Source organism: Pseudoalteromonas sp. SCSIO_11900 (assembly GCF_000576475.1).
GTDB classification, from domain to species: domain Bacteria; phylum Pseudomonadota; class Gammaproteobacteria; order Enterobacterales; family Alteromonadaceae; genus Pseudoalteromonas; species Pseudoalteromonas tetraodonis.
Map to the genome: position 1 here is coordinate 1,980,952 of NZ_KK070023.1, position 24,077 is coordinate 2,005,028.

General features: G+C 41.8%; 21 protein-coding genes and 10 tRNA genes. 6 read left to right on the top strand and 25 right to left on the bottom strand.

Features of this window, described 5'->3' with window-relative positions; translation table 11 throughout:
- Positions 1-25: 25 nt before the first annotated feature.
- The 9 genes from BG00_RS09170 to leuS form a co-directional block, all read right to left on the bottom strand.
- Positions 26-787, bottom strand: coding sequence for a septal ring lytic transglycosylase RlpA family protein (locus BG00_RS09170; protein ID WP_028834084.1), 762 nt, complete (start codon positions 785-787; stop codon positions 26-28).
- On the bottom strand, positions 787-1,893 hold the full coding sequence (rodA, locus tag BG00_RS09175) for a rod shape-determining protein RodA (RefSeq protein ID WP_036982047.1): 1,107 nt from the start codon (positions 1,891-1,893) through the stop codon (positions 787-789). The genes BG00_RS09170 and rodA overlap by 1 nt, the downstream gene beginning before the upstream one ends.
- A complete protein-coding gene (mrdA, locus tag BG00_RS09180) occupies positions 1,890-3,770 on the bottom strand; it encodes a penicillin-binding protein 2 (RefSeq protein ID WP_036982049.1) in 1,881 nt (626 codons plus the stop codon). Before mrdA ends, rodA begins: the two co-directional genes overlap by 4 nt.
- A gap of 9 nt (positions 3,771-3,779) precedes the next feature.
- Positions 3,780-4,250 (bottom strand): 23S rRNA (pseudouridine(1915)-N(3))-methyltransferase RlmH, encoded by a 471-nt coding sequence (gene rlmH / locus BG00_RS09185; RefSeq protein ID WP_008109455.1) that lies wholly within the window; start codon positions 4,248-4,250, stop codon positions 3,780-3,782.
- 37 nt (positions 4,251-4,287) lie between these two features.
- Positions 4,288-4,605 (bottom strand): ribosome silencing factor, encoded by a 318-nt coding sequence (gene rsfS, locus BG00_RS09190; RefSeq protein ID WP_013465348.1) that lies wholly within the window; start codon positions 4,603-4,605, stop codon positions 4,288-4,290.
- A gap of 62 nt (positions 4,606-4,667) precedes the next feature.
- A complete protein-coding gene (nadD, locus tag BG00_RS09195) occupies positions 4,668-5,297 on the bottom strand; it encodes a nicotinate-nucleotide adenylyltransferase (protein WP_036982050.1) in 630 nt (209 codons plus the stop codon).
- 10 nt (positions 5,298-5,307) lie between these two features.
- Positions 5,308-6,348 carry a DNA polymerase III subunit delta gene (holA, locus tag BG00_RS09200; RefSeq protein ID WP_036982051.1) on the bottom strand — a complete coding sequence of 347 codons (1,041 nt, stop codon included), beginning with the start codon at positions 6,346-6,348 and terminating at the stop codon, positions 5,308-5,310.
- Positions 6,348-6,839, bottom strand: coding sequence for an LPS-assembly lipoprotein LptE (locus BG00_RS09205; RefSeq protein ID WP_036982052.1), 492 nt, complete (start codon positions 6,837-6,839; stop codon positions 6,348-6,350). Before BG00_RS09205 ends, holA begins: the two co-directional genes overlap by 1 nt.
- 1 nt (position 6,840) lies before the next feature.
- Entirely contained in the window at positions 6,841-9,429 is a 2,589-nt protein-coding gene (leuS, locus tag BG00_RS09210) for a leucine--tRNA ligase (protein WP_036982053.1), read from the bottom strand.
- A gap of 622 nt (positions 9,430-10,051) precedes the next feature.
- On the opposite strand from leuS, the gene BG00_RS09215 reads away from it, so the two are divergent.
- The 5 genes from BG00_RS09215 to BG00_RS18065 all read left to right on the top strand — a co-directional run bounded on the left by BG00_RS09215 (position 10,052) and on the right by BG00_RS18065 (position 14,109).
- Positions 10,052-10,510 carry a zinc ribbon-containing protein gene (locus tag BG00_RS09215; protein ID WP_036982054.1) on the top strand — a complete coding sequence of 153 codons (459 nt, stop codon included), beginning with the start codon at positions 10,052-10,054 and terminating at the stop codon, positions 10,508-10,510.
- 76 nt (positions 10,511-10,586) lie between these two features.
- Positions 10,587-13,016, top strand: coding sequence for a Lon protease family protein (locus BG00_RS09220; protein WP_036983426.1), 2,430 nt, complete (start codon positions 10,587-10,589; stop codon positions 13,014-13,016).
- On the top strand, positions 13,013-13,489 hold the full coding sequence (locus BG00_RS09225; protein WP_036982055.1) for a BamJ family beta-barrel-assembly machinery protein: 477 nt from the start codon (positions 13,013-13,015) through the stop codon (positions 13,487-13,489). Before BG00_RS09220 ends, BG00_RS09225 begins: the two co-directional genes overlap by 4 nt.
- 140 nt (positions 13,490-13,629) lie before the next feature.
- Complete coding sequence (locus tag BG00_RS18060; protein WP_253861370.1) at positions 13,630-13,893, top strand: hypothetical protein; 264 nt, start codon at positions 13,630-13,632, stop codon at positions 13,891-13,893.
- A gap of 60 nt (positions 13,894-13,953) precedes the next feature.
- The gene (locus BG00_RS18065) at positions 13,954-14,109 is read left to right on the top strand and encodes a hypothetical protein (protein ID WP_253861371.1); all 156 of its coding nucleotides are present in this window, start codon (positions 13,954-13,956) and stop codon (positions 14,107-14,109) included.
- Here the strand turns inward: BG00_RS18065 and lnt are convergent.
- The 5 genes from lnt to miaB are packed head-to-tail and all read right to left on the bottom strand — an operon-like array spanning position 14,099 to position 19,558.
- Positions 14,099-15,649, bottom strand: coding sequence for an apolipoprotein N-acyltransferase (gene lnt, locus BG00_RS09235; protein ID WP_190276263.1), 1,551 nt, complete (start codon positions 15,647-15,649; stop codon positions 14,099-14,101). The genes BG00_RS18065 and lnt overlap by 11 nt on opposite strands.
- Positions 15,630-16,514, bottom strand: a complete 885-nt coding sequence (gene corC, locus BG00_RS09240) for a CNNM family magnesium/cobalt transport protein CorC (protein ID WP_036982057.1) — start codon at positions 16,512-16,514, stop codon at positions 15,630-15,632. Before corC ends, lnt begins: the two co-directional genes overlap by 20 nt.
- 22 nt (positions 16,515-16,536) lie before the next feature.
- Positions 16,537-16,995: an rRNA maturation RNase YbeY gene (ybeY, locus tag BG00_RS09245; RefSeq protein WP_008115159.1), complete on the bottom strand. Its 459-nt coding sequence runs from the start codon at positions 16,993-16,995 to the stop codon at positions 16,537-16,539.
- 4 nt (positions 16,996-16,999) lie between these two features.
- Positions 17,000-18,058, bottom strand: a complete 1,059-nt coding sequence (locus BG00_RS09250) for a PhoH family protein (RefSeq protein ID WP_036982061.1) — start codon at positions 18,056-18,058, stop codon at positions 17,000-17,002.
- A gap of 54 nt (positions 18,059-18,112) precedes the next feature.
- Positions 18,113-19,558, bottom strand: coding sequence for a tRNA (N6-isopentenyl adenosine(37)-C2)-methylthiotransferase MiaB (gene miaB / locus BG00_RS09255; protein ID WP_010388336.1), 1,446 nt, complete (start codon positions 19,556-19,558; stop codon positions 18,113-18,115).
- Between the two features lie 257 nt (positions 19,559-19,815).
- On the opposite strand from miaB, the gene BG00_RS09260 reads away from it, so the two are divergent.
- Entirely contained in the window at positions 19,816-20,997 is a 1,182-nt protein-coding gene (locus BG00_RS09260; RefSeq protein ID WP_036983427.1) for an FAD-dependent oxidoreductase, read from the top strand.
- 156 nt (positions 20,998-21,153) lie between these two features.
- Here the strand turns inward: BG00_RS09260 and BG00_RS09265 are convergent.
- From BG00_RS09265 to ychF, 11 genes are all read right to left on the bottom strand, one after another.
- A tRNA-Gln gene (locus BG00_RS09265) sits at positions 21,154-21,228 on the bottom strand.
- Positions 21,229-21,267: 39 nt separating this feature from the next.
- Positions 21,268-21,352, bottom strand: a tRNA-Leu gene (locus BG00_RS09270).
- 39 nt (positions 21,353-21,391) lie between these two features.
- Positions 21,392-21,466, bottom strand: a tRNA-Gln gene (locus tag BG00_RS09275).
- 40 nt (positions 21,467-21,506) lie between these two features.
- Positions 21,507-21,591: transfer RNA gene (locus tag BG00_RS09280), tRNA-Leu, on the bottom strand.
- A gap of 146 nt (positions 21,592-21,737) precedes the next feature.
- Positions 21,738-21,812, bottom strand: a tRNA-Gln gene (locus BG00_RS09285).
- Positions 21,813-21,853: 41 nt separating this feature from the next.
- A tRNA-Leu gene (locus BG00_RS09290) sits at positions 21,854-21,938 on the bottom strand.
- 175 nt (positions 21,939-22,113) lie between these two features.
- Positions 22,114-22,190 (bottom strand) — tRNA-Met (locus tag BG00_RS09295).
- A gap of 5 nt (positions 22,191-22,195) precedes the next feature.
- Positions 22,196-22,270, bottom strand: a tRNA-Gln gene (locus BG00_RS09300).
- 39 nt (positions 22,271-22,309) lie between these two features.
- Positions 22,310-22,394, bottom strand: a tRNA-Leu gene (locus BG00_RS09305).
- Between the two features lie 149 nt (positions 22,395-22,543).
- A tRNA-Met gene (locus BG00_RS09310) sits at positions 22,544-22,620 on the bottom strand.
- A 321-nt stretch (positions 22,621-22,941) separates the two neighbouring features.
- Positions 22,942-24,033 carry a redox-regulated ATPase YchF gene (ychF, locus tag BG00_RS09315; RefSeq protein WP_036982063.1) on the bottom strand — a complete coding sequence of 364 codons (1,092 nt, stop codon included), beginning with the start codon at positions 24,031-24,033 and terminating at the stop codon, positions 22,942-22,944.
- Positions 24,034-24,077: the final 44 nt, after the last annotated feature.

A 24,077-nucleotide genomic window follows, 5' to 3' on the forward strand; every position in this document is an offset into this window, starting at 1 on the left:
TATGCGTATTCCCATTCTAAAGGGCTTACTGAGTGTAAAGCAAGAACGCGTTTTGAAATTGATTTTGTTTTAATGTTTCTAGTACTTGTTGCGCATGTTGGGCATCTTTTATTGGCCCTAAGTGCAATCTATAAATAGCGTCTTTTTCAACGATATTTGTCGGTAACTTATACTGTTCTCGCAGTGTACTTGCTAACGCTTCTATGTTGGCTAAGGTACTGCCCGCGGCAACTTGAACATAGGTTTTTCGTGCATGGGTATCGGCTAGAGTAATGGCTTCTAGCTTAACCTCTGCTGTACCATACTTATGGTATCCAAGTTTGTATGCAGCGGCATAAGAAAGGTCAATAATTCTATTATCATGAAAGGGGCCACGGTCATTAACACGAACAATAATTGATTTGCCATTAGCCGTATTTGTTACCCGCACAAAACTAGGTAAAGGCAACGTTTTATGAGCTGCGGTCATCGCGAACATGTCGTAAATTTCGCCATTAGAGGTGTGATACCCATGAAATTTACGGCCATACCACGAAGCAATGCCCGTTTCTGAATAGCCGGTTTCATCGAGCATCGGGGTATAGCGTTTGCCAAGCACTTCGTAGGGGCGCGTGGTACTCGCACTTTTAATAACTTGAGTAACAATGGCATCTTGCATTTCTAATTCGGTCGGTGCACGAAGCGGCGCCGCATCATGGCGCATGCTGTAACGACTATTTGAACTGCTGCATGCACTTAAAAAGAGGCTAACGAGAATAATAATTATAAGTTGTTTGTAAAGGCGCATTATTTTAAGAGCATCCTTTTATCTGTGGCAATCGACATAATAATGCCAAATGCAGCCATCAGGGTCACCATTGAGGTACCGCCATAACTAATTAATGGTAACGGTACACCTACAACAGGTAGCAAACCCGATACCATGCCAATATTTACAAAAATATAAACAAAAAATGTGAGCGTGAGTGAGCCGGCTAATAGTTTACCAAACGCATCTTGTGCGTTAACCGCAATATAGAGTCCACGGCCAATAATAAATAAATATAAACTAAGTAAAACACACACACCGAATAAGCCAAACTCTTCACTCAGTACTGAAAAAATAAAGTCAGTATGTCGCTCAGGTAAAAATTCCAGTTGTGATTGTGTGCCTTGCAACCAGCCTTTACCTTCGATACCGCCTGAGCCAATAGCAATTTTTGATTGAATAATATGATAGCCGGAACCCAGCGGATCGCTCTCAGGGTCTAAAAAGGTCAGTACCCTTTGCTTTTGATAATCGTGCATACCGTAGTGCCAAAATGGCCATGCTGCCAAAGCAACAACCGAGCTTAAAAAGCCGATTAAACGCCAGCTCAAGCCAGATAAAAACAATACAAACACACCGGAGCTGGCAATCAAAATTGAGGTGCCTAAATCGGGCTGTTCCTTAATAAGTAAGGTGGGTAACATAACAATGGCAAAGCCAATAATTAAATGAAGTGGACGCGGTGGTAAGTGGTTACGACCAATGTACCAAGCCACCATCATAGGAACCGCTAATTTCATCAGCTCTGAGGGTTGAAAGCGGGTAATGCCTAAATCTAACCAGCGTTGAGCGCCTTTAGAGCTTACACCAAATAGTAGTACTCCAACTAGCATGAGTAATCCTAGGCAATACATGGGAATTACTAAGCGTTTTAACGTAGCGGGGGGGATTTGCGCTAAAAAAAACATTCCAATAATAGCACCTGCCATGCGGGTTACATGGCGGATCATCATAGCCGAGTCTTGCCCTGAGGCGCTGTATACAATGGTGATACTACCGGCCATCATCAGCAATAACGCAATTAAAAGTGGCAAGTCGATATGCAGGCGAAGCCAAATAGAACGCTTATTATGTAAAGCCGTCATGGTACTTTACTCCCTGAGGATTGAATTGGGTTAGCTGCAAAATAATAATCCATTAATTGACGGGCAATCGGCGCACCTACTGAGCTTCCCCCACCGGTATTTTCTACCACAATAGAGACTACTATTTGTGGGTTGTTGTAGGGGGCAAAACCGACGTAAATGGCGTTATCACGTTGGCGCTCTTTAAGTGCATCGGCGTCGTAACGCTCGCCCTGAGCAATACTTACCACTTGGGCAGTACCGGTTTTACCTGCTGGATCGTAGGTAGCGCCTTTAAACGCACGATGGGCAGTTCCGGTGGTTTTTTTAACCGTGTTATGCATAGCATCAATAGCAATGCGCCAGTTATCTTCGTTATTAAGAACAACAGGTGGCTTTTCTTCATTATTGAGCTGAGTAATTTGATCTTCTTTTTTAGCAACTTGCACTAAATGAGGAGGGTGATTTATCCCTCTGTTAACTAAAATATTAGTGGCATTCGCTATTTGAATGGGGGTGGCAGTCCAATAACCTTGGCCAATTCCTACAGAAATAGTATCGCCACGCCACCACGACTCTTTAAAACGGGCTTCTTTCCACTCTTTTGAGGGTAAAATAGCGGTTGTTTCTTCATGAATATCAATACCGGATAATTCACCAAAGCCAAAGCGAGCCATAAAGTTACTTATTTTGGTGATCCCCATTCGATAGGCTGCATCGTAAAAGTAGGTATCGCATGACTCTTCTATTGCTTTGTAAACATCAACATGACCATGGCCCCAACGTCGCCAATCTCGCCATCTATGCTTTACGTTTGGTATTTGAAAAAAACCTGGATCCCACATGCTGGTGGTTTCTTGCACTATGTTTTCTTCTAATGCCAAAATAGCCATGTGCGGCTTAATAGTTGATGCGGGTGCATAGCGTCCTTGAGTGGTACGGTTGATCAGTGGACGATCAGGGTTGAGTAAGGCTTTGTAATCTTTACTGCTAATACCGTGCACAAATAAGTTGGGGTCATAACTAGGGTTTGAATAAAGCGCTAAAACGCCGCCATCTTTTGCATCCATTACCACAATAGCGCCGCGCATATCTTTAAGTGCATGTTGGGCTATTTGTTGTAAACCAATGTCGAGAGTAAGTACTAAGTCATCACCCGGCTGCGGTGGATCCATGCTTAAGGTGCGAATAATACGGCCACGGTTGTTTACTTCAACTCGCTGTGAGCCGACCTGACCATGTAGTAACGGCTCGTAATATTTTTCGATACCCAGCTTGCCAATATCATGCGTGGCTCGGTAGTTTGTGGCTTCATCTTGTTGCTCAAGTTTGTTTAGCTCTTTTCTATTGAGCTTTGCAACGTAGCCTAATGCATGGGTTAAAGTATCGCCAAAGGGATAATATCTCGCTAGGCGCGCTTCAATGCTAAACCCTGGAAATTTATGTTGGTTTACTGAAAACATCGCAACTTCGTTTTCATTTAAACGGGCTTTGAGGACTTGACTTTTAAAACGTCGAGTATGTTTTATATCATCAATAAAATCAGCTTGTTGTTGCTCGGTTATTTCAATGATTTTGCTGATAGACTTCAAAGAGGCGGTTAAATCATCAACTTCTTCAGGGATCACTTCAAGGTTATAAACGGGCTTATTTTCGGCCAGTAAAACACCGTTGCGGTCGTAAATAAGTCCGCGATTAGGTGCAATAGGGATTACTTTTATGCGGTTGTCGTTAGAGCGAGTTTGGTAATCTTGGTGGTCGTCAACTTGAATGGTGTACAAGTTAGACAATAATATGGCTACTAAGGCTAAGATAAAAATAAAACCCACGAATGCACGCCGAGCAAATAAATTAGCTTCTGCTGAGTGGTCGCGAATAGTGGGTCTTCGTTTTAGCATGGCAAGAAACTACTCGCGATGATAAGGGTGGTTGTTATTTAAGCTCCAGCCTCTGTAAAGGCTTTCAGCAACAATAATGCGTACTAAAGGGTGTGGGAGCGTTAAATTTGATAACGACCATTTTTGCTCAGAGGCCGCAATACACTCGGGAGCTAAGCCTTCTGGTCCGCCAATCAGTAAACTGACATCGCGACCATCAAGTTGCCACTTTTCCATGTTTTTCGCTAGCTGGTGAGTATCCAGTGCTTTACCGGTTACTTCCAATGTGACAATACGATTGCCTTTAGGTATAGCGGCTAAGGTTTTTTCACCTTCGGTGTGTAAAATACGCTTTATATCTGCGTTTTTGCCACGTTTACCTGCCGGTATTTCGATTAGTTCTAGTGCCATATCTTTGGGAAAGCGGCGCTGATATTCTGCAAAACCTGTTTCTACCCATGCTGGCATTTTTGTACCAACAGCAATCATTTGTATTTTCACGACGTTACTTCCAAGCGTTGTCTAAAATAGGGAGCTATTAGCCCCAAAGCTTTTCTAGATCGTAATAGCTACGTGCTTGATCTTGCATAACGTGAACAATCACATCACCTAAATCAACGAGTGCCCATTCGCCATCGCTTTGGCCTTCATACCCTAATGGCTCTTCACCAGCGTGGCGAGCTTCTTTTGCTAAGTTATCAGCAATTGACAATACATGACGTCTTGATGTGCCTGAACATACAATCATGTAATCGGTTACGTCTGAGCTGCCAGTTACGTCAAGTTGAATCACATCACGTGCTTTCATATCGTCAATTTTGTCTAGTGCAAAAGCGAGTAGTTGTTTCGAATCCAAGGTTTTGTCTCAATTTAAAATTTAATAGCGGCTATTTTAACACGCTGAGGGGTTTATACCAATCACTCTTGATAAAGCTGATGCTGCTTAATATAGTGACTCACGGCGTCGGGTAATAGTTCACTCTTTTTAGTTCTTTTTTTAAGGGCTTGACGGATTTCGCTGGATGCAGCGTCCAGCTGTTCTCCCTCTAAAAAGTAAAGGTGTCCGGCATTTGTTTTGTTGAGCAGAAAAATATCGTTGGTCACAGCCTGCTGTTTGTAGTTTTTAAGTTCCCCTTGTACATCACAGCTTTGGCCTGGGCGTTGATACACCACCAGATGACAAAGGCGAGTTATTGTTTGCCATTGATACCATTTATCGAAATTGTTGAATGAGTCCATGCCAATTAAAAATAAAATAGGGGTATCGGGGTTTTCTGCTCTTAGCTCTTGCAAACTTAATAAAGAATACGACGGGCCGCTGCGTTGCAGTTCTCGTAAATCAAGTTTGAACGGCGCATAAGGTGTAATTGCGGCTTTAAGCATTGCTATACGATGCTCGGTGCTGATCCCCGGTGCCGCTTTGTGTGCGGGTATTGCACAGGGCATAAAATAGAGTGAGTGTAATTTAAAGGTCGCAACGCATTGCTGCGCCATATTAAGGTGTCCCAAATGAACGGGATCAAAAGTACCACCAAAAATTGCAATCATGTATTTCCCTTTACTGACGGTTAGTATGGCAGGGAAGTGGAATATCGAGCGGTTGGCAGAACTTAATGCAAATATGCGCCAATGCTTGATAAGGGGCAATCAATGCGCCTTGCTTGTAACTTGCATCAAACAATGCCAGTTCACTGCTAATATTCTCTAGGGTATGAATGTTTAGCCTGTTAATGGCTGTTTGTACTGGCGCTTGTTGATTTTTCCAAATCGCTTTTTGTTTAAATAAGGTTGCTAATGACTCACCTTGCAATAATCCCTGCTGCACACTCAATAATGTATTAAGGTCTTTATTGATAGCCCATAAGATACTCACAACCTCAGTGTTATCACTGGCAAGTTTGTTAAGTACTTTTATAGCTTGAGCGGTGTGGCCGTTTAAAAGCGCATCACTTAAATCAAAAATATCAAACTTGGCTTGGTTTAGCAGTCCTTGCATCACCAGTTGTTGCGTGATCAGAGCATTACCGTGTATTAACGCTAGTTTTTCGAGTTCTTGATAGCACGCAAGTAAGTTGCCTTCAGTGGCATTAATTAAACTGAGTTTTGCCTCGTTTTGAATATTTAGTGACAAACGTTGGCACTGCTCATCAAGCCAACGCTTTAAGTGATTTCCGCTAAGCGGGTAGCAGGGGACAAATAACCCATGCTTATCAAGTGCTTTAAACCACGCACCGCGCTGAACATCTTGACTGGCCTTAGCGCCTTTTACGATTAAGATCGTATCAGGGTTTTCAAGCTCTACTATTTTTTTAAAGGTGTTTGCGCCGGGTGTCCCCGGTTTTTGCTGGTTTAAATCTAGCTCAATAATCGTACGCGCACTAAACAACGACATACTTTGGTATTGCGCGATTATTTCATGCCAATCAAAGCCCTGAACTAAAGTAAATTTAATTACTTCATCAAAACCTTGTGCTTTTGCGCTGTCGCGTATGAGCTGTACACAGTGCGCTTCTTGAAAAGGCTCTTCACCAAAAACCAAATAAAAAGGTTTTAACCCCTTTTTTAATTCGCTAGGCAGCTGATTTGCATAACAACGCATTATAGTTGCGACAACTCTCTAACAATACGACGACTCGCTTGTTGGCGAATTTCGCTAATTAGTAGTTCAAGCTCTTTTGCTTTTGCTAGTGCGTTATCTGGGTCGTCTTGGTAGTTACGGTATAACTCAAAGCGTTTTTCGATGGCTTTTTGTTTCGGGCGTTTTACTACATAACTTACGCTGTATGCCAGTTCGTACTCAGCTACTTGCCCGTTTTGGAACAACGATAAGGTTTGACGCTCTAGTTGTTCTTTAAATAAATAAAGCTGCGCTGATTGTTTACTTGCAGGCACTAAAGTGACGTCGCTCATAGCCAGTTCGCTTTGTAAATAACTAAATAAAGCAGATTTTTGATCATCCCCCACAAGCGTTAGCTGTTTTAAATCATTGGGTAGGCTAGACGCTTTTTTAAGATGAAAGCCACAGCTCGATAACAAAAAGCAGACTAGCACTAAGGCTAGTCCGTTTTTAATGGCGTTTAAAGCAGCCATATTAGTTAGCTACCACGTTAAGTAATTTACCGGGTACATAAATAACTTTTCGTATCGTTGCACCATCAGTAAATTTAGTCACGTTAGACTCGGCAAATGCCAAAGCTTCTACTTGCTCTTGCGTAGCATCAGCAGCCACTGTTAGTTTTGCACGCAGCTTACCGTTTACTTGTACGATGATTAGTTTTTCATCTTCAACAAGAGCAGATTCGTCAACTTTTGGCCATGCCGCATCTAAAATATCACCTTCTTTACCTAGGTCTTGCCATAATTGATGCGATAAATGCGGTGTAATAGGTGCCAGCATGATTATTAATGCTTCCAGTGCCTCGTTAGCAATGGCAACATCTTGTGTGTCATTTAATGGCGCTTTTAATAGCTTGTTAGAAAGCTCCATAATTGCGGCAATAGCGGTGTTAAAGGTTTGACGACGCTCTACATCATCGCTCACTTTTGCGATTGCTTTGTGTAGCTCACGACGTAGTACTTTTTGCGGGTTAGTAAGCGCCGATTTATCAAGTGCTTGGTAACCTACTGTTTTAACGTCTACTGCGTATTTCCAGACACGTTTTAAGAAACGATGTGCGCCTTCAACGCCTGAATCTGACCATTCAAGCGTTTGCTCTGGTGGTGCTGTAAACATCATAAATAAACGCACTGTATCTGCACCGTATTGGGCAATAACTTCTTGTGGGTCTATACCGTTGTTTTTCGACTTAGACATTTTGCTCATGCCAGATGAGAACACCGGTTCACCATCTTTTTTATGCCATGCTTTAGTTACGCGACCTTTGTCGTCGGTTTCTGTGTTTACATCACTTGGCGAAATCCAAATGTCGCCACCTTTTTCATCTTTACGATAAAATGTTTCAGCAAGTACCATACCTTGACAAAGTAAGCGGTCGAATGGTTCATCTGAATTAACTAAACCAAAGTCACGTAATAATTTGTGGAAAAAGCGCGAATATAATAAGTGCAATATGGCGTGCTCAATACCACCAATATATTGGTTTACTGGTAACCAGTAGTTAGCGGCTGCTGGGTCTAACATGCCTTCGTCATGGCGTGGGCTACAGTAGCGAGCGTAATACCACGATGATTCCATAAAGGTGTCAAAAGTATCTGTTTCGTGAGTAGCAGGTACACCGTTTACAGTTGTTTTAGCCCAATTCGGATCGGCTTTAATTGGCGATGTAACACCATTCATTACCACATCTTCTGGTAAACGCACAGGGAGCATATCTTCAGTAGCAGCAAGCTCGTTACCGTTTTCATCGCTCAGCATTGGGATTGGAGAGCCCCAGTAACGCTGGCGACTTACGCCCCAATCGCGAAGACGGAAGTTTACTTTACGCTCACCTACACCTAATGCTTCTAGTTTGTCGGCAACAGCGTTAAAGGCGTTTTCAAAATCAAGGCCATCAAATTCACCTGAGTTAACCAGTACGCCTTTTTCGGTGAATGCTTCTTTGCTAAGGTTTACCTCAAGCTCTGAACCTTCAGCAGGGGCAATAACTTGTTTAATATCGAGGCCGTATGCGGTGGCAAATTCAAAGTCACGTTGGTCGTGCGCTGGTACTGCCATTACCGCGCCTGAGCCGTAATGCATCAATACAAAGTTTGCAACCCAAATAGGCACTTGCTCGCCCGTTAATGGATGCGTGGCGTAAAAGCCTGTTGCAATGCCTTTTTTCTCCATGGTTGCCATATCCGCTTCGGCAACTTTAGTGTTTTTACACTCTTCAACAAACATCGCAATCGCGTCGTTGTTTTTAGCCGCTTCTTGTGCGATTGGGTGGCCACCGGCCACAGCTAGGTATGTCACGCCCATAAACGTATCTGGACGAGTGGTGTATACACTAAACTTTTCGTTATTGTCGGTGCGCGTAAACTCGATATCTAACCCTTCAGAGCGACCAATCCAGTTGCGCTGCATGGTTTTAACTTGCTCAGGCCAATCTTCTAGTTTGTCTAAGTCGTCTAATAGCTCTTGAGCATAGTCGGTAATTTTTATAAACCACTGTGGAATTTCTTTTTGTTCTACTACTGCGCCTGAACGCCAACCACGACCATCAATTACTTGTTCATTAGCTAATACTGTTTGATCCACAGGATCCCAGTTAACCGTTGACATTTTTTTGTACACTAGGCCTTTTTCGTAAAGCTTAGTGAAGAACCATTGTTCCCATTTATAATATTCTGGGTGGCACGTCGCAATTTCGCGATCCCAGTCGTAGCCAAACCCTAATTGCTTAAGCTGGTTACGCATGTAGTCAATATTTTCGTAAGTCCATTTTGCTGGGGCTGTTTTATTTTTAATAGCCGCGTTTTCTGCAGGTAAACCAAACGCATCCCAACCCATAGGTTGCATTACGTTTTTGCCTTGCAAGCGCTGAAAGCGAGAAACCACGTCACCAATGGTGTAGTTACGCACATGACCCATATGCAGTCGACCACTTGGGTAAGGAAACATTGAGAGGCAGTAGTACTTTTCTTTGCTCTCGTCTTCTGTGACTTTAAATACTTGGTTTTCTTCCCAGTAGCGTTGGACTTTTGACTCTATGTCTTGTGGGTTATATTGCTCTTGCATTTACGTTTCCAAACTTCTTGCATACTAATAAAAAATTGTCGATAGGATACCCCAAATAAAGCGCTATTCACAGCGCCAAAGCGGCGCTTTTTGTAAATTTGCGAGTAAATTAGTTTTCAGTACAGGTTAACCTATACTTATCTACGTTAGGAGTCAGTTTTAACTTAGCGTTTGTTAATCTTTTTAGTTGAGTTTACACGCAAGTATTTGAGGTTTAAGCTAGGGTCTGTTGATCTTTGTGGATTACAATTTGTTCAAACTAGGGGCGATTTAATCGCGACGCGAGGTTTGTAACCTAGTGGGCTCGATAACTGCTCCTGCGTTATTCTACTGGCTTACATCCATGTAAGAATAAGTAAAAACCGAGCAACAAAGAGTAAATCACCCCTAGGCAGAACCCTTCGGGCAGCGCCTGTTTGGCATTGATGCTGCGTTATCGCCTATTTATGGGGAATAACCACACCACATAGGCTCTGCCTTGCCTAAATACCAAACAGAATGCTGCAAATTTAACCTTAAAAGGTCAACAGACCCTAAACAAAGCCTGTATGGTGTTGTTTTTATCAACAGCTAATAGCGCCGTATAAATATCAGTCCCCTCACAATTTTGAAGGAGTATAAAATGGCAGATTACAGAGCATGGCTTAGTGATTTAACCGATTGGTTAAAAGATGTGAAAGAGCATGAGGTTAAAGCTGCAGTAAAGCGATTTGTTGAATCTGAGCAGGCACTTAAAGATTTAGGTGAAGAAAAATATCAGCTTTATCGTAATTACTTAATGCGCGATATCTCTCATCTACAAGAAAATAACAGCTACTATAATTCGCTTGCATGGCAGGAGCTTAAAGAGTCATTGTGGTTTGAGCTTTCTCATATTGAAGACAAAACACAGCTTGAATGGCAGTCATTAAGTGAAGATTTTAAGCATAATGGTGTTTATCACGCAGGTGAATGGATAGCCATGGGCACATTAGTATGTAAGAATTGCAACCATAGTTACGATGTTTACCATGCAACGCAAATTATTCCTTGTACGCAGTGTGATGGCATCTATTTTAGCCGCCAGGCTTTACAACCCTAAATATAAGTATTGAGTGGCTGTAGGCCACTCAATATGCCCAAATCTAGCAATTAAGCTGGTAAAAAAAGAAGTTAGAATGACGAAAAAACTGCTGCCACTACCTGTATCAAATCTTGCACCGAGTATTTCTTCGAGCCATGTAAGCACTTGCATGAGCAATCCATACCCTGAGCAACTTACCTTTATAGGCCAACAACGTGCGCAAAGTGCGTTGGACTTTTCTTTAGGAATGGACCTACCCGGTTATAATGTTTACGTAATGGGAGAGGCGGCACACGGGCGTTTTACCTTAGTAAAAGACAAATTAAAACAACACGCTAAAGAGCGCACAACACCGCATGAATGGTTATATGTTAATAACTACGACGATCACCGTGAGCCTATTGCCTTATTTATGCATGCAGGGCAAAGCAAACAATTAGCCGATGATATTGACTCGTTTATTGATGAAGTACTCGACACCTTTCCTGCTGCATTTGATAACCCAGCCTATCAGCGTAAGAAAAAATCGATAGACCGTGAGTTTAACGATGCTTACGATGGCGCCATTACATCGGTAGAAATAGCCGCGCTTGAGCAAAGTGTGGCACTAATTGAAGAAAAAGGCGTAGTCGGCTTTGCACCGCTGATTGATGGTAAACAACTTACCGATAATGAGTTTTCTGATCTTGAAGATGACTTACGCGAGATGTTTTTTGAGCGTATAGAAAAATTAGAAGATGCCCTCATTGAGGCGCTTATTGAGTTACCGCGCTGGAAACGTGAATCCAAAGAAAAGCTTCGCAACCTTAAAAAGTCTACCGCTGAGCAAGCTACTAAACCGTTATTAAAAGATTTAGAACATAAATATGCCAGCCATATTGGTGTACTGCGTTATTTAAAAGATATACGTGTAGAAATTATTGATGCCGTGCTCGAATGGCTTGATGATGAAGGTGAAAGCGAAGAAAACAAAGAAGACTTTGATCGTAAAGGCATGCTTACCGACTTTTTTGCGCCTAATATTTTGGTCGAATATAAAGAAGGCGATGCGGCACCGGTTGTTTACGAGCCAAACCCAACTTTTGGTAATATTTTTGGCAAAATTGAATACGCCACATCGCAAGGGTCGTTAATTACCAGCTATCGATCAATTCAACCAGGTGCATTGCACCGCGCGAATGGCGGCTATTTAATTATGGATGCTGAAAAAGTAATGGCTCAACCCCAAGTGTGGGATGGACTAAAACTGTCGTTAAAAACGCATCAAATTAAAAATGACTTACCTTATCAAGACAGTGTAGTTGGCAGTAGCTTTACGCTTCGCCCGCAGTTAATACCGCTTGATGTGAAAATTATTTTGCTTGGTTCACGTGAGCTTTATTACACCATCGGTGAATACGACGAAGAATTTGCCGAGTTATTTAGAGTACTTGCCGATTTTGATTATTACTTACCAAGTAGCGATAAGCTGCAGTATCAGTTTATTACTAAAGTCAGTGATTACTGCGAGCAAACATTAAAGTGCATGTTAAACGAATCAGCAATGGTGCGATTGCTTAAGTTTAGTTATCGCCAAGCTGAGCACCATAATAAACTCTCAGCCCGTTTTGCTGATGTATTAGAGCTGGTGGCTGAGGCTAGTTTTTACGCTAAACAAGACAAGCTAACGGTGATTGATGCTCGCCATATTGACGAAGCGATTGAAGGCAAACAATATCGTACGGGGCAAATTAGTGAAAATATGCTCAGCGATATAAAAGAAGGGCACACCTTAATTGCGACCGACGGGCAAGCCGTAGGTAAAGTAAATGGTTTAACTGTACTGCACATTGGTGACACCTCATTTGGCACACCTGCACGTATTACTGCTACCGTTTATGCGGGCGCCGACGGCGTAATTGATGTGGAACGCGAAGCCGAGCTGGGTAAAGCAATTCACTCAAAAGGGGTAATGCTGCTCACTGGTTATTTAGGTAACAAATACGCGCAACACTTTAGCTTAACACTCAGTGCGAATATCGCTATTGAACAAAGTTATGGCTACATAGATGGTGATAGCGCCTCTCTTGCTGAACTTTGTGCGCTAATTTCGGCGATCACCAGTTTACCAATAAGCCAATCTATTGCACTAACCGGCTCTATTAATCAGCATGGTGATGTACAGGCCATTGGTGGTGTAAACGAGAAAATAGAAGGTTTCTTTAAGCTATGTAAAATGCGCGGCTTAACGGGTGAGCAAGGCGTTATTATTCCAAAATCAAACCAAGTTAACTTAGTACTTGATGATGAAATACTCAATGCGGTTGAACTGGGTAAATTTAATATTTTCGCCGTTGAAACCGTTGACCAAGCGCTAAACTTACTAATGGACATTGACGCGGGTGACATGGTTGATGAACACTACCCAGAAGATTCGGTTAATGGCATTGCATTAGCGCGATTAAAAGACATTGCCGATATTGTTAATGGCGATAACAGTGACGAAAAAGACCACGACTCAGAAGATGAAAAAGGGGAGTTATGATCAATATAATTTTACTGATTGTTATTGCAATTTTTTGTGTTTTAATTTTTAAAAACAGTAAAAAAGCTAAGCAGCAAGCAATCGCTAACGCACAAATTGAAAGTGATTATTTAATTGCTAATGCAAAAACTGAAGGCGTAAATGAAACCGCATCTGGCTTGCAATATAAAATAATCCATAAAGGACAGAGCGAAAATACACCTAGCCCAACAAGTATGGTGAAAGTGCATTATCATGGCACTTTAATCGACGGCACTGTATTTGACAGCTCAGTAGAGCGTAAAACTCCGATTAGCTTTGGCTTGCACCAAGTGATAAAAGGCTGGACTGAGGGTCTGCAACTGATGAGCCCGGGCGATAAATTTCAGTTTTATATACCGCACCAGCTTGCCTATGGTGAAAAGCGGGTAGGGAGTATACCTCCTGCGTCATTGCTTATTTTTGAGGTGGAATTACTGGCTATTGAGTCGTAATTTTAAGGTAAAAAATACGTTAAGCCCTGCTTTAATCAAGTAGGGCTTTTTTATTTGCTTTTATCAGTCAATCCTACTCAAGAGTTTAAAATATCAGTCGATACCTAAAATAGTGACAAATTTATTTTAGGGATAAAATAATGAAGATTTCAACCGCCTCAATTCAATATCAAGCATCTAATTATAACAATCAGGCTTTAGTAGAAACAGAGCGGCAACCTACAGGTGACGAATCACAAGAAGAACTTGACTATGTTTTATCAGAGTTTTTAGACGCAAAGGTTCAAAAATACAGCGAAGATAGCGCAACATCTGCTGAGCAATATCAAAATTTAGAAAAGGCATATAAGCAAGTGGTTGCATTACAAGAGCATGTAAATAAGCTTAAGCAGAGCACTGTATAACGTAGTTTAACCATAAATAATAGCCAATATGGGCCAGCTGAAGACGACAATCGTTTGACTATGGATGCTGAGCATATCGGGGCTAAAAAATATAAAATCGAGCAACAACAAGAAGAGATAAATAGATTGCAGCCGCAACTCAGTGAGGTAAAGTCTCAGCAGGCAGCAATAAAACAACAAATTATTGAGCTAGTAACCAACGAATTTACTTCTTAAATTTAACCCCAAATCCAATCATACCCAATAACAATATAAACCCCCATACAAACCCATTGCCGTATTGGCTATACACGCTATCCCCTTGTATGAGCTTTATATTGGCTTTAAGTGTGGTAGTTTCAAACTGTGGCATAGTTTGACGTGTTTGGCTTATGGGGTCGTATACACCACTTATGCCGTTGTTGGTAACACGCACTAATGGACGCTGTAGTTCTAGGGCGCGCATGCGGGCAATTTGCATATGCTGGTGGGGGCCGATTGAATCACCAAACCAAGCATCATTACTCACCGTAAATAATATGTCTGAGTCGCTTTTGTAGTTACCACGCACTAAATCAGCAAAGACTATTTCGTAGCAAATAGCGGGCAGTAGATTAAAGCCATTCGCGCGTAAGTTATTTTGCACTTTATCACCGCGAGAGAACGATGACATAGGCAAATCAAATAACGGAGCTATGGGGCGCAGTATGTCTTCAAAGGGAACAAACTCTCCAATAGGCAATAACTGATGCTTTTGATAGCGGTTACTGTCTAAGTAACGGTAGTGGCCATGTTCATCATTTTGCTCTTTGTTACCGACCACAATCAGCGTATTGAAAATGGTTTTTGTATCGCGTTGGTAATCGACAATACCCGTTACTAGCGCGGTTTTATTAAATGAGGCGGCACTGTCTAAGCCTGCTAAATATGAATCAGCGAGGGCTTCTATTTCAGGCACTGCAGCTTCAGGCCACACAATTAAATCAGCATCCCAGTGACGGCGCGTCATATCTTGATACTTACTCATGGTGGTCCAAAACTCACTGGGGTCAAAGCGCAAGTGTTGTTTTATATTACCTTGTACAAGCAGCACAGAAAGGTCTTTATTGGAGTAATGGGGTGCCTTTGTAAAATGTGCACCTGCAAAAGCTAAAACAACCACAGCAGCGGTAACAACAGGCATTTTAAATTGTTTTTGCGTTAAGCTGTACAATGCAAAACCAATGGCAATACATAATAGCGTGAGTCCAAATTCACCAATAAAAGGAGCAAGGGCATTCAGTGGGCTATCTGTTTGTGTATAGCCAAAGCTTAACCAAGGAAAACCGGTTATTAGCTTGGCTCGCAAATACTCACTAATCGCAAAACAAGGGAGTAGTAGCGCTGCAAAACTTATAGAGCCGTTTGAAAAACGAGTGGTTCCCCACAGTGCCAACGCAGGAAATAATGAAAGGTAGCTGCACAGTAATACCATTAACGAAATGGAAGCGATAAGTGGCATACCACCAAAGGTGGCGATAGAAACATGTACCCAACTTATACCTGCACCAAACCAGCCTAGGCCAAATATAAAGCCATATTTAGCCGCGGTTTTAGCGTGTTTTTTTCCAGTGAGGTTTGCAGGGATACAATAAAATAATGCGACCAAGCTAAAAAATACAATTGGCCAAATACCAAAAGGCGCGTAGCTAAAAGTCAAAACAAGGCCCGCAACCAGTGCGAGCCATGCTTTTTTATCTTTTGCTAGTAGGGTGAGACTAGTTAGCAGTTTCTTCACTGTCGTTATCATCAGCCTTAGGAATGGTGACTTGCAGTTGTAATATACGACGGTTATCAGAATTAGTTACTTTAAACTGAAACCCGTCTATATCAATAGTTTCGCCACGACTCGGCATATGGCCAAAGGCATGTAATACGATACCACCAATAGTATCGGCGTCTTGCGAGCTGTAACCTGATTTAAAATGCTCATTAAAGTCATCTACAGGGGTCAGTGCCTGCACAACGTAAACATGTTTAGCTAGTTGACGAATATCTTGTTGTTCTTCTTCTTCATCGTGCTCATCTTCGATTTCGCCAACAATGATCTCAAGAATATCTTCAATAGTGACCAAACCAGATACGCCGCCGTACTCGTCTATCACGATTGCCATATGGTAGCGTTGCTGACGAAACTCGTTAAGCAGAGTATCAACCCGTTTACTTTCAGGCACCACCATAGCTGGACGTAAATAGTCACGTAGCGATGGTAAATGCTCATCTTTGTTTAAAATGAGAGGTAATAAGTCTTTTGCGAGTAAAATCCCTTCTACATGGTCTTTATCTTCACACACAACCGGAAAACGAGAGTGGGTAGAGTCAACCATCATAGGTATATGCTCTTCAAGCGGACTATCAATTTCCAAGGTGACCATTTGTGAGCGCGGTATCATAATATCTCGCACTTTAAGCTCAGACACACCAAGCACACCTTCAATCATTTCTTTGGTTTCAGGATCGATTACATCCCGCTCTTGGGCATCGGCAATCACCTCAACCAGCTCTTCTCTATTCTGGGGTTCCCCTTGCAACATGTGGGTTATACGGCCCAGCCAAGTCCTGCCAGAAGAACCCTGGCTAGATTGCGAGTTATCGTCGCTCATTACGTCTAATTGCTCCGTTTATTTAAATATCGTCCCGGTATGGGTCTGCTATGTTTAGTTCAGCAAGTAATTGCTTTTCTATACTTTCCATCTCTAACGCATCTTCACTCTTTATATGGTCAAATCCAAGTAAATGCAAGCATCCATGAATAACCATATGGGCAAAGTGGTCATGAAATGACTTTTCTTGCTCTTGGGCCTCAGCCAAAACGATGGCTGGACAAATAATTAAGTCACCCACAAGTGGGATATCAATACCCGGTGGCGCTTCAAATTCAAACGATAATACGTTGGTAGGCTTATTTTTACCGCGGTAGTCATTATTTAGCTGTTGTGACTGTGCTTCATCGCTAATGACAATGGTCAGCTCAGACTCATCGCGGTATTGGCTAAGTACTTTATCGGCCCACATTGCAAACTGCTCAAGGCTGGGTAAGTTGTCAAACTCACACGCTATTTGTAAATCAAGTTCTGTTTTCACTGTATTACTCTTTAGTCGCAGGTTGCTCATGAGAGGCAAGCGCTTCTTTAGCTTGTTGTTTTTCTAATCGCTTAAGGCGCTCACGTTCGTCGTTGCGCTCATAGGCTTCAACAATACGTGCTACCACAGGGTGGCGAACTACATCATGCGATTTAAAAAAGTTAAAGCTAATTTCATCAACGCCATCTAACACATCAATAGCATGACGAAGGCCAGAGCGCGCTCCCCGAGGTAAATCAACTTGGGTTATGTCGCCGGTGATCACTGCTTTAGAATTAAAACCAATACGGGTTAAGAACATTTTCATTTGCTCTGTGGTGGTATTTTGGCTTTCATCTAAAATAATAAACGCATCATTGAGTGTGCGCCCACGCATGTAAGCCAATGGCGCAATTTCAATGATGTTTTTTTCAATCAGTTTTTCAACACGCTCAAAGCCAAGCATTTCAAATAAGGCATCGTAAAGTGGACGTAAGTAAGGGTCTATTTTTTGGCTTAAGTCACCCGGTAAAAAGCCGAGTTTTTCACCCGCTTCAACCGCAGGGCGAGTGAGCAATATACGGCGTATTTCTTGGCGCTCTAGTGCATCAACTGCCGCTGCAACAGCAAGATAGGTTTTACCTGTACCTGCAGGGCCAATACCAAAGGTAATGTCGTGGTGCAAAATGTTAGCAACATACAAGCCTTGGTTATCGTTTCGCGGTTTAATAACGCCACGACGGGTTTTAATCATCATTTCTTTGCCATAGGCGCTACTAGAGGTGTCTTGCTCAAGCGCTTTAGACTCAGTGATGGCTAAATGTACGTTGTCAGGCTCAATTTCGCCAATTTCCCCACGTACAGGTTGAGTATCAATATAAAGGTTTTTTAAGATCTCTACCGCGCCGGCGCTACTGTGTAGTTTACCGGTTACTTTAAAAAAGTTATCACGATGAATAATTTCAACACCTAGACGGCGTTCAATTTGTTTGATGTTTTCGTCAAACGGGCCACATAATGAAGAAAGGCGTTTGTTGTCGGCAGGTTCTAAATAAATCTCTAATGTTTTTAACTGATTACTCAAAATTACTTCCTATTACAGTGCGCCAGTGTTAACTGGCGCAATGAATTTTTGCAACTAAGGTACGAAAGTAGCAACGCCAATTTCGTTAGCTGTCTCGGTTTTTTGCTCACTCGCTGCTTTGGTTAAAATAGCAGAAGGCGCAATTTCGCGGCGTAAGTTCATTTCTGATTCTGTACGAATTAAATCGCCACGTAAAGAGTTTGGTAACGCTTCGGTAATACGTACATCAACAAACTGACCGATCACTGTGTGTGGGCCAACAAAGTTAACTACACGGTTATTTTCAGTTCGGCCACGTAGTTCCATCGGGTTCTTCTTAGAAGGACCTTCAACTAAAATACGTTGCTCAGTATCAAACATTTGGCGGCTAATTTGCTGTGCCATTTGCGTAATACGATTTTGCAATAAGTACAGGCGTTCTTTTTTCTCTTGCTCGGTTACGTCATCTGGCAAATCGGCTGCTGGTGTACCTGGGCGTGCGCTGTAAATAAAGCTAAAGCTCATATCAAAACCAATATCGTTGATAAGGTTCATGGTAGCTTCAAAATCGGCCTTGCTTTCACCTGGGAAACCTATGATGAAATCTGACGACATGCTTAGGTTAGGGCGAATTTTACGTAGCTTACGAATTGTTGATTTGTACTCAAGAGCAGTATGGCCGCGTTTCATTAAGTTTAAAACACGGTCTGAACCACTTTGGACTGGAAGGTGTAAGTGATCAACCAGTTCAGGCACATCAGCGTACGCATCAATAATGTCTGGTGTAAACTCTACAGGGTGTGAGGTGGTGTAACGAATACGGTCAATCCCGTCAATTGCAGCCACTAAACGAATTAGATCTGAGAAATAGCAAATTTCACCATCGTGTGTATCACCACGGTATGCATTTACGTTTTGACCTAATAGGTTAACTTCACGTACGCCTTGCTCGGCTAACTGTGCAACTTCTAATAATACATCATCAACAGGGCGGCTTACTTCTTCACCACGGGTGTAAGGCACAACACAGAAAGTACAGTATTTAGAACAACCTTCCATAATTGATACAAACGCAGAAGGACCTTCCGCTTTAGGTTCAGGTAAGCGGTCAAATTTTTCAATCTCAGGGAATGAAATATCAACTACAGATGAACCTTTATCGCCTTGTACTTGTTTAATCATCTCAGGTAAACGGTGCAAAGTTTGTGGACCAAAAATAACATCAACAAACGGAGCACGTTGGCGAATTGAATCACCTTCTTGTGATGCAACACAGCCGCCTACACCAATAATAAGGTCTGGTTTGTCATCTTTTAATAACTTCCAACGACCTAGTTGGTGAAATACTTTTTCTTGCGCTTTTTCACGAATTGAACAGGTATTAAGTAAGATAACATCAGCATCAGCAGCTTCTTCAGTTAGCTGATAGCCGTTGGTAGCATCTAGAAGATCAGCCATTTTCTGAGAGTCGTATTCGTTCATCTGACAACCCCAGGTTTTAATATGCAGCTTTTTGCTCATTGAAATATAGCCTCGTGTTCAATTCGATAGTGGCACAAATATGTGCTAGAAACAGGTATAAGTGGCGGAATTATTAAAATTTCGCTCGACTTAAAGGACGCGTATTTTAGCTGGATACACGCTCAAAACCAAGTATAGATTTCATGTTTGTGATCTGAAATCAATATAGTATGGGTTTAATAATAGAATTAAGCGAAGCGCTCACACTGAGCAAACTAATTACGATACAATCTAAGCAGAGTAAAGTCAGAATTAAAATGATGAAAAACATGGCTAAAAATAATGTAATTGTAGTAGGGGGCGGCATGGTTGGTGCCGCTATGGCTATTAAATTAGCGCAACAAGGCAAAGCCGTACGTGTTATTGAAAAACACCCAATAGATGCACCACAGGTGCTTAACAGTGATGATGTTGATATACGTGTTTCGGCTATTAATCGCTTTTCGGAAAAGTTGCTTGACCAGCTCGGTGCGATGCCATTATTGCGAGCAAATAGATTGGCTCCCTATGAACAATTAGAGACCTTTGAACGAGGTAATGATCATTTATTATTTGATTGTCATGCTATTAATACCACCCATTTAGGTCATTTAATCGAAAATAAGCTAATTCAAGCCAGTTTATGGCAGCAATTTGAGCAACATAATATTGAGATGATTAATCCTTCATCGGCTTTAACGGCAATAGAGCAAAACCCTGATAGCATTAGCTTGCACTATAACGAACAAAGCTATACTGCTGATTTAGTCATTGCAGCGGATGGTGGGCAATCACAATTACGTAGCAAAGCCAATATTGGTATAACTGGTTGGCAATATCAGCAGCATTGTATGGGCGTGCTAATAAAGCTCGATGCACCACAACAAGTTAAAACATGGCAGCAGTTTACACCTACAGGGCCTGTTGCGTTTTTACCTATGCAAGCACCTTATGCAAATTTAATTTGGTATGACGATGCAAATACCCTCAAAGCATTTAAAGCCCTACAACCTAGCGAATTAAAAGCCCATATTATTGAAAAGTTTCCAAAGCTTGCTGGTGATTTTGAAGTACAAAGCCATGCTATATTTCCTCTGGCAAGGCAGCATGCCAATAATTATTCACAAGGCAGGCTCGTTTTAGTGGGGGATGCGGCGCACACCATTAATCCTCTGGCAGGACAGGGTGTTAATTTAGGCTTTCAAGATGTAGCTGCTTTAGCTGAAGTGTTACGTACAGCTGATGATGTAGGGTGCCCGCTAATGCTTAAAGAATACGAGCGTAGTCGTCGTAACGCTAATTTGTTAATGATGAGTATGATGGATGCTTGCTACTTTGGTTTCTCAAATCAAATAGCCCCATTAAAATGGGCGCGCAGCACATTTTTAAAGTTAGCTAATAATACAGGGCCGGTAAAAAACTGGGTGCTGAAATACGCAATAAGCGGTGAGCTTAGTTAAAATACTTATAGTTATTAAAAGGCTCAAATTTGGGTCTTTTTTTATGCCCAAGAAAAAGAGGTGTAGGTTATAAAGGTAGAAAAAGAATTAAATATATAAGTTAGATAATTGGAGTTTAGGATAAATCGTGAAGTGTAATCAAAGACGTGTGCAAATTGGCTGGGATACCAGGATTTGAACCTGGGAATGCCAGGATCAAAACCTGGTGCCTTACCGCTTGGCGATATCCCAACTCTAAATTTGGATGAGTTTTAGTTCTAATTAAGAACATGGTGCGGAAGGAGAGACTTGAACTCTCACATCCTAAGATACTGGAACCTAAATCCAGCGCGTCTACCAATTCCGCCACTCCCGCAGTTCTTATTCTTATACAACATTCTTTGGTAGAAGAAGTTGGCTGGGATACCAGGATTTGAACCTGGGAATGCCAGGATCAAAACCTGGTGCCTTACCGCTTGGCGATATCCCAACTAAGAAATTGCTGATAATTTTAATTCTTATCAAGAATATGGTGCGGAAGGAGAGACTTGAACTCTCACATCCTAAGATACTGGAACCTAAATCCAGCGCGTCTACCAATTCCGCCACTCCCGCATCGCATATACAGGTATTAACATCTTAGAATCTAAATCCAGCGTCTAATACAAGACACCTTTCAATTCCAACATTCCCGCATACAAATTTATGTTTATACTCCTAACAGAGTATTTCTTAATTCAACATTCTTTGGTAGAAGAAGCTGGCTGGGATACCAGGATTTGAACCTGGGAATGCCAGGATCAAAACCTGGTGCCTTACCGCTTGGCGATATCCCAACTAAGAAATTGCTGATAATTTTAATTCTTATCAAAGAATATGGTGCGGAAGGAGAGACTTGAACTCTCACATCCTAAGATACTGGAACCTAAATCCAGCGCGTCTACCAATTCCGCCACTCCCGCATCGAGTATGCAGGTCATACTGTTTTAGAACCTAAATCCAGCGTCTAATTCAAGACAACTGCCAATTCCGCCACTCCCGCATTATCACTTTGAATTAATCAAAGAAATGGTAGTTATTTTAAACTCTTCATTGAGCTGCAATTTAACTCTTGCAGAGCCACTTCTAAAAAAGAAATGGTGGCTAAGACGGGATTTGAACCTGTGACCCCATCATTATGAGTGATGTGCTCTAACCAGCTGAGCTACTTAGCCATTGTTGGCTGGGATACCAGGATTTGAACCTGGGAATGCCAGGATCAAAACCTGGTGCCTTACCGCTTGGCGATATCCCAACAATAAACAATTGATAGTTTTAATTCTTATCAAGAATATGGTGCGGAAGGAGAGACTTGAACTCTCACATCCTAAGATACTGGAACCTAAATCCAGCGCGTCTACCAATTCCGCCACTCCCGCATCGAGTATACAGGTAACAATGTTTTAGAACCTAAATCCAGCGTCTAATTCAAGACAACTGCCAATTCCTCAACTCCCGCATTATCACTTTGAATAAATCAAAGAAATGGTAGTTATTTTAGACTCTTCATTGAGCAACAAAAAATAAATGGTGGCTAAGACGGGATTTGAACCTGTGACCCCATCATTATGAGTGATGTGCTCTAACCAGCTGAGCTACTTAGCCATCTTTTTTGTTAACACTTCATCGCTGAGTGCGGGGCGTATTATGCTGATATGCCCCAAATTCGTCAACACCTTTTTTGCAAAAAAACACTTAAGTTGGTTTGTTTGCAGGAAAAATAGGCTAACCGGCTACTTTTTAATTAAAACGTTGCTTTTTTAACACTCTTTGTGAGCTTTGTATTGTAATTTTGGCTTTGCCTTACAATTCAAAGCCTATAGTAAGGGTAGACTAATTATTACTTTTATTCGGCTGAAAAATAAAAAGGCTCGTAAAAACGAGCCTTTAAAAACAATGAGCCACTTAACGTGGTGCAATGTTTAATTATACGTTGAACAAGAAGTTCATTACATCGCCATCTTTAACGATGTACTCTTTCCCTTCTTGGCGCATTTTACCTGCTTCTTTTGCACCGCTTTCACCTTTAAATGCAATAAAGTCATCGAAAGCAATTGTTTGTGCGCGGATAAAGCCACGTTCAAAGTCGGTATGAATTTTACCAGCTGCTTGTGGCGCTGTTGCACCTACTGGGATAGTCCATGCACGTACTTCTTTTACACCCGCAGTAAAGTAAGTTTGCAAATGTAGTAGCTCATAGCCACCACGAATAACAAGGTTAAGTCCTGGCTCTTCAAGACCTAGGTCAGCCATAAACTCTAATTTGTCTTCTTCGTCAAGCTCAGATAGCTCAGATTCGATAGCTGCACACACAGGTACAACAACCGCATCCTCAGCAGCCGCTATTTCACGGACACGATCAAGTAGTGGGTTATTTTCAAATCCGTCTTCAGCCACGTTAGCAATATACATAGTTGGCTTGATAGTTAAGAAGTTAATAGGCGCAATGGCTGCTTTTTCTTCTTTTGTTAGCGCTAACGAACGTAAAGTTAAGCCTTCATCAAGATGCACTTTTACTTTTTCAAGTACCGCATTTTGCTCTTTTGCGTCTTTATCGCCACCTTTTGCTTTTTTCGCATTACGGAATATTGCTTTATCAGCACTGTCCATATCAGCAAGTACTAGCTCGGTGTTGATCACGTCAATATCGTCCGCAGGGTCGATAGTACCAGCAACGTGAATAACGTTTTCATCTTCAAAACAACGAACTACATGGCCAATCGCATCTGTTTCACGAATATTTGCTAAAAACTGATTGCCTAGGCCTTCACCTTTCGATGCACCTTTAACTAAACCTGCAATATCCACAAATTCCATACTAGTTGTAATAATACGTTGCGGGTTAACAATTTTAGCAAGTTCGTCTAGGCGAGGATCTGGCACCGGTACCACACCTGTATTAGGTTCAATGGTACAAAAAGGAAAGTTAGCGGCTTCAATACCCGCTTTAGTCAATGCATTGAAAAGTGTTGATTTACCAACATTAGGCAAGCCAACGATGCCACATTTAAAACCCATAGTAAGATACCTTGTTTAGATTCGTTTAATACGTGCGACCGTAT

What these genes read in the sequence shown, in the direction of transcription:
- nadD (WP_036982050.1), bottom strand. Translation starts at nt 5,297, where the DNA reads ATGATTGCAATTTTTGGTGGTACTTTTGATCCCGTTCATTTGGGACAC.
- miaB (WP_010388336.1), bottom strand. Translation starts at nt 19,558, where the DNA reads ATGAGCAAAAAGCTGCATATTAAAACCTGGGGTTGTCAGATGAACGAA.
- BG00_RS18060 (WP_253861370.1), top strand. Translation starts at nt 13,630, where the DNA reads ATGAAGATTTCAACCGCCTCAATTCAATATCAAGCATCTAATTATAAC.
- mrdA (WP_036982049.1), bottom strand. Translation starts at nt 3,770, where the DNA reads ATGCTAAAACGAAGACCCACTATTCGCGACCACTCAGCAGAAGCTAAT.
- BG00_RS09215 (WP_036982054.1), top strand. Translation starts at nt 10,052, where the DNA reads ATGGCAGATTACAGAGCATGGCTTAGTGATTTAACCGATTGGTTAAAA.
- rodA (WP_036982047.1), bottom strand. Translation starts at nt 1,893, where the DNA reads ATGACGGCTTTACATAATAAGCGTTCTATTTGGCTTCGCCTGCATATC.
- leuS (WP_036982053.1), bottom strand. Translation starts at nt 9,429, where the DNA reads ATGCAAGAGCAATATAACCCACAAGACATAGAGTCAAAAGTCCAACGC.
- ychF (WP_036982063.1), bottom strand. Translation starts at nt 24,033, where the DNA reads ATGGGTTTTAAATGTGGCATCGTTGGCTTGCCTAATGTTGGTAAATCA.
- holA (WP_036982051.1), bottom strand. Translation starts at nt 6,348, where the DNA reads ATGCGTTGTTATGCAAATCAGCTGCCTAGCGAATTAAAAAAGGGGTTA.
- BG00_RS09220 (WP_036983426.1), top strand. Translation starts at nt 10,587, where the DNA reads ATGACGAAAAAACTGCTGCCACTACCTGTATCAAATCTTGCACCGAGT.
- BG00_RS09205 (WP_036982052.1), bottom strand. Translation starts at nt 6,839, where the DNA reads ATGGCTGCTTTAAACGCCATTAAAAACGGACTAGCCTTAGTGCTAGTC.
- BG00_RS09260 (WP_036983427.1), top strand. Translation starts at nt 19,816, where the DNA reads ATGATGAAAAACATGGCTAAAAATAATGTAATTGTAGTAGGGGGCGGC.
- BG00_RS09225 (WP_036982055.1), top strand. Translation starts at nt 13,013, where the DNA reads ATGATCAATATAATTTTACTGATTGTTATTGCAATTTTTTGTGTTTTA.
- BG00_RS18065 (WP_253861371.1), top strand. Translation starts at nt 13,954, where the DNA reads ATGGATGCTGAGCATATCGGGGCTAAAAAATATAAAATCGAGCAACAA.
- corC (WP_036982057.1), bottom strand. Translation starts at nt 16,514, where the DNA reads ATGAGCGACGATAACTCGCAATCTAGCCAGGGTTCTTCTGGCAGGACT.
- BG00_RS09170 (WP_028834084.1), bottom strand. Translation starts at nt 787, where the DNA reads ATGCGCCTTTACAAACAACTTATAATTATTATTCTCGTTAGCCTCTTT.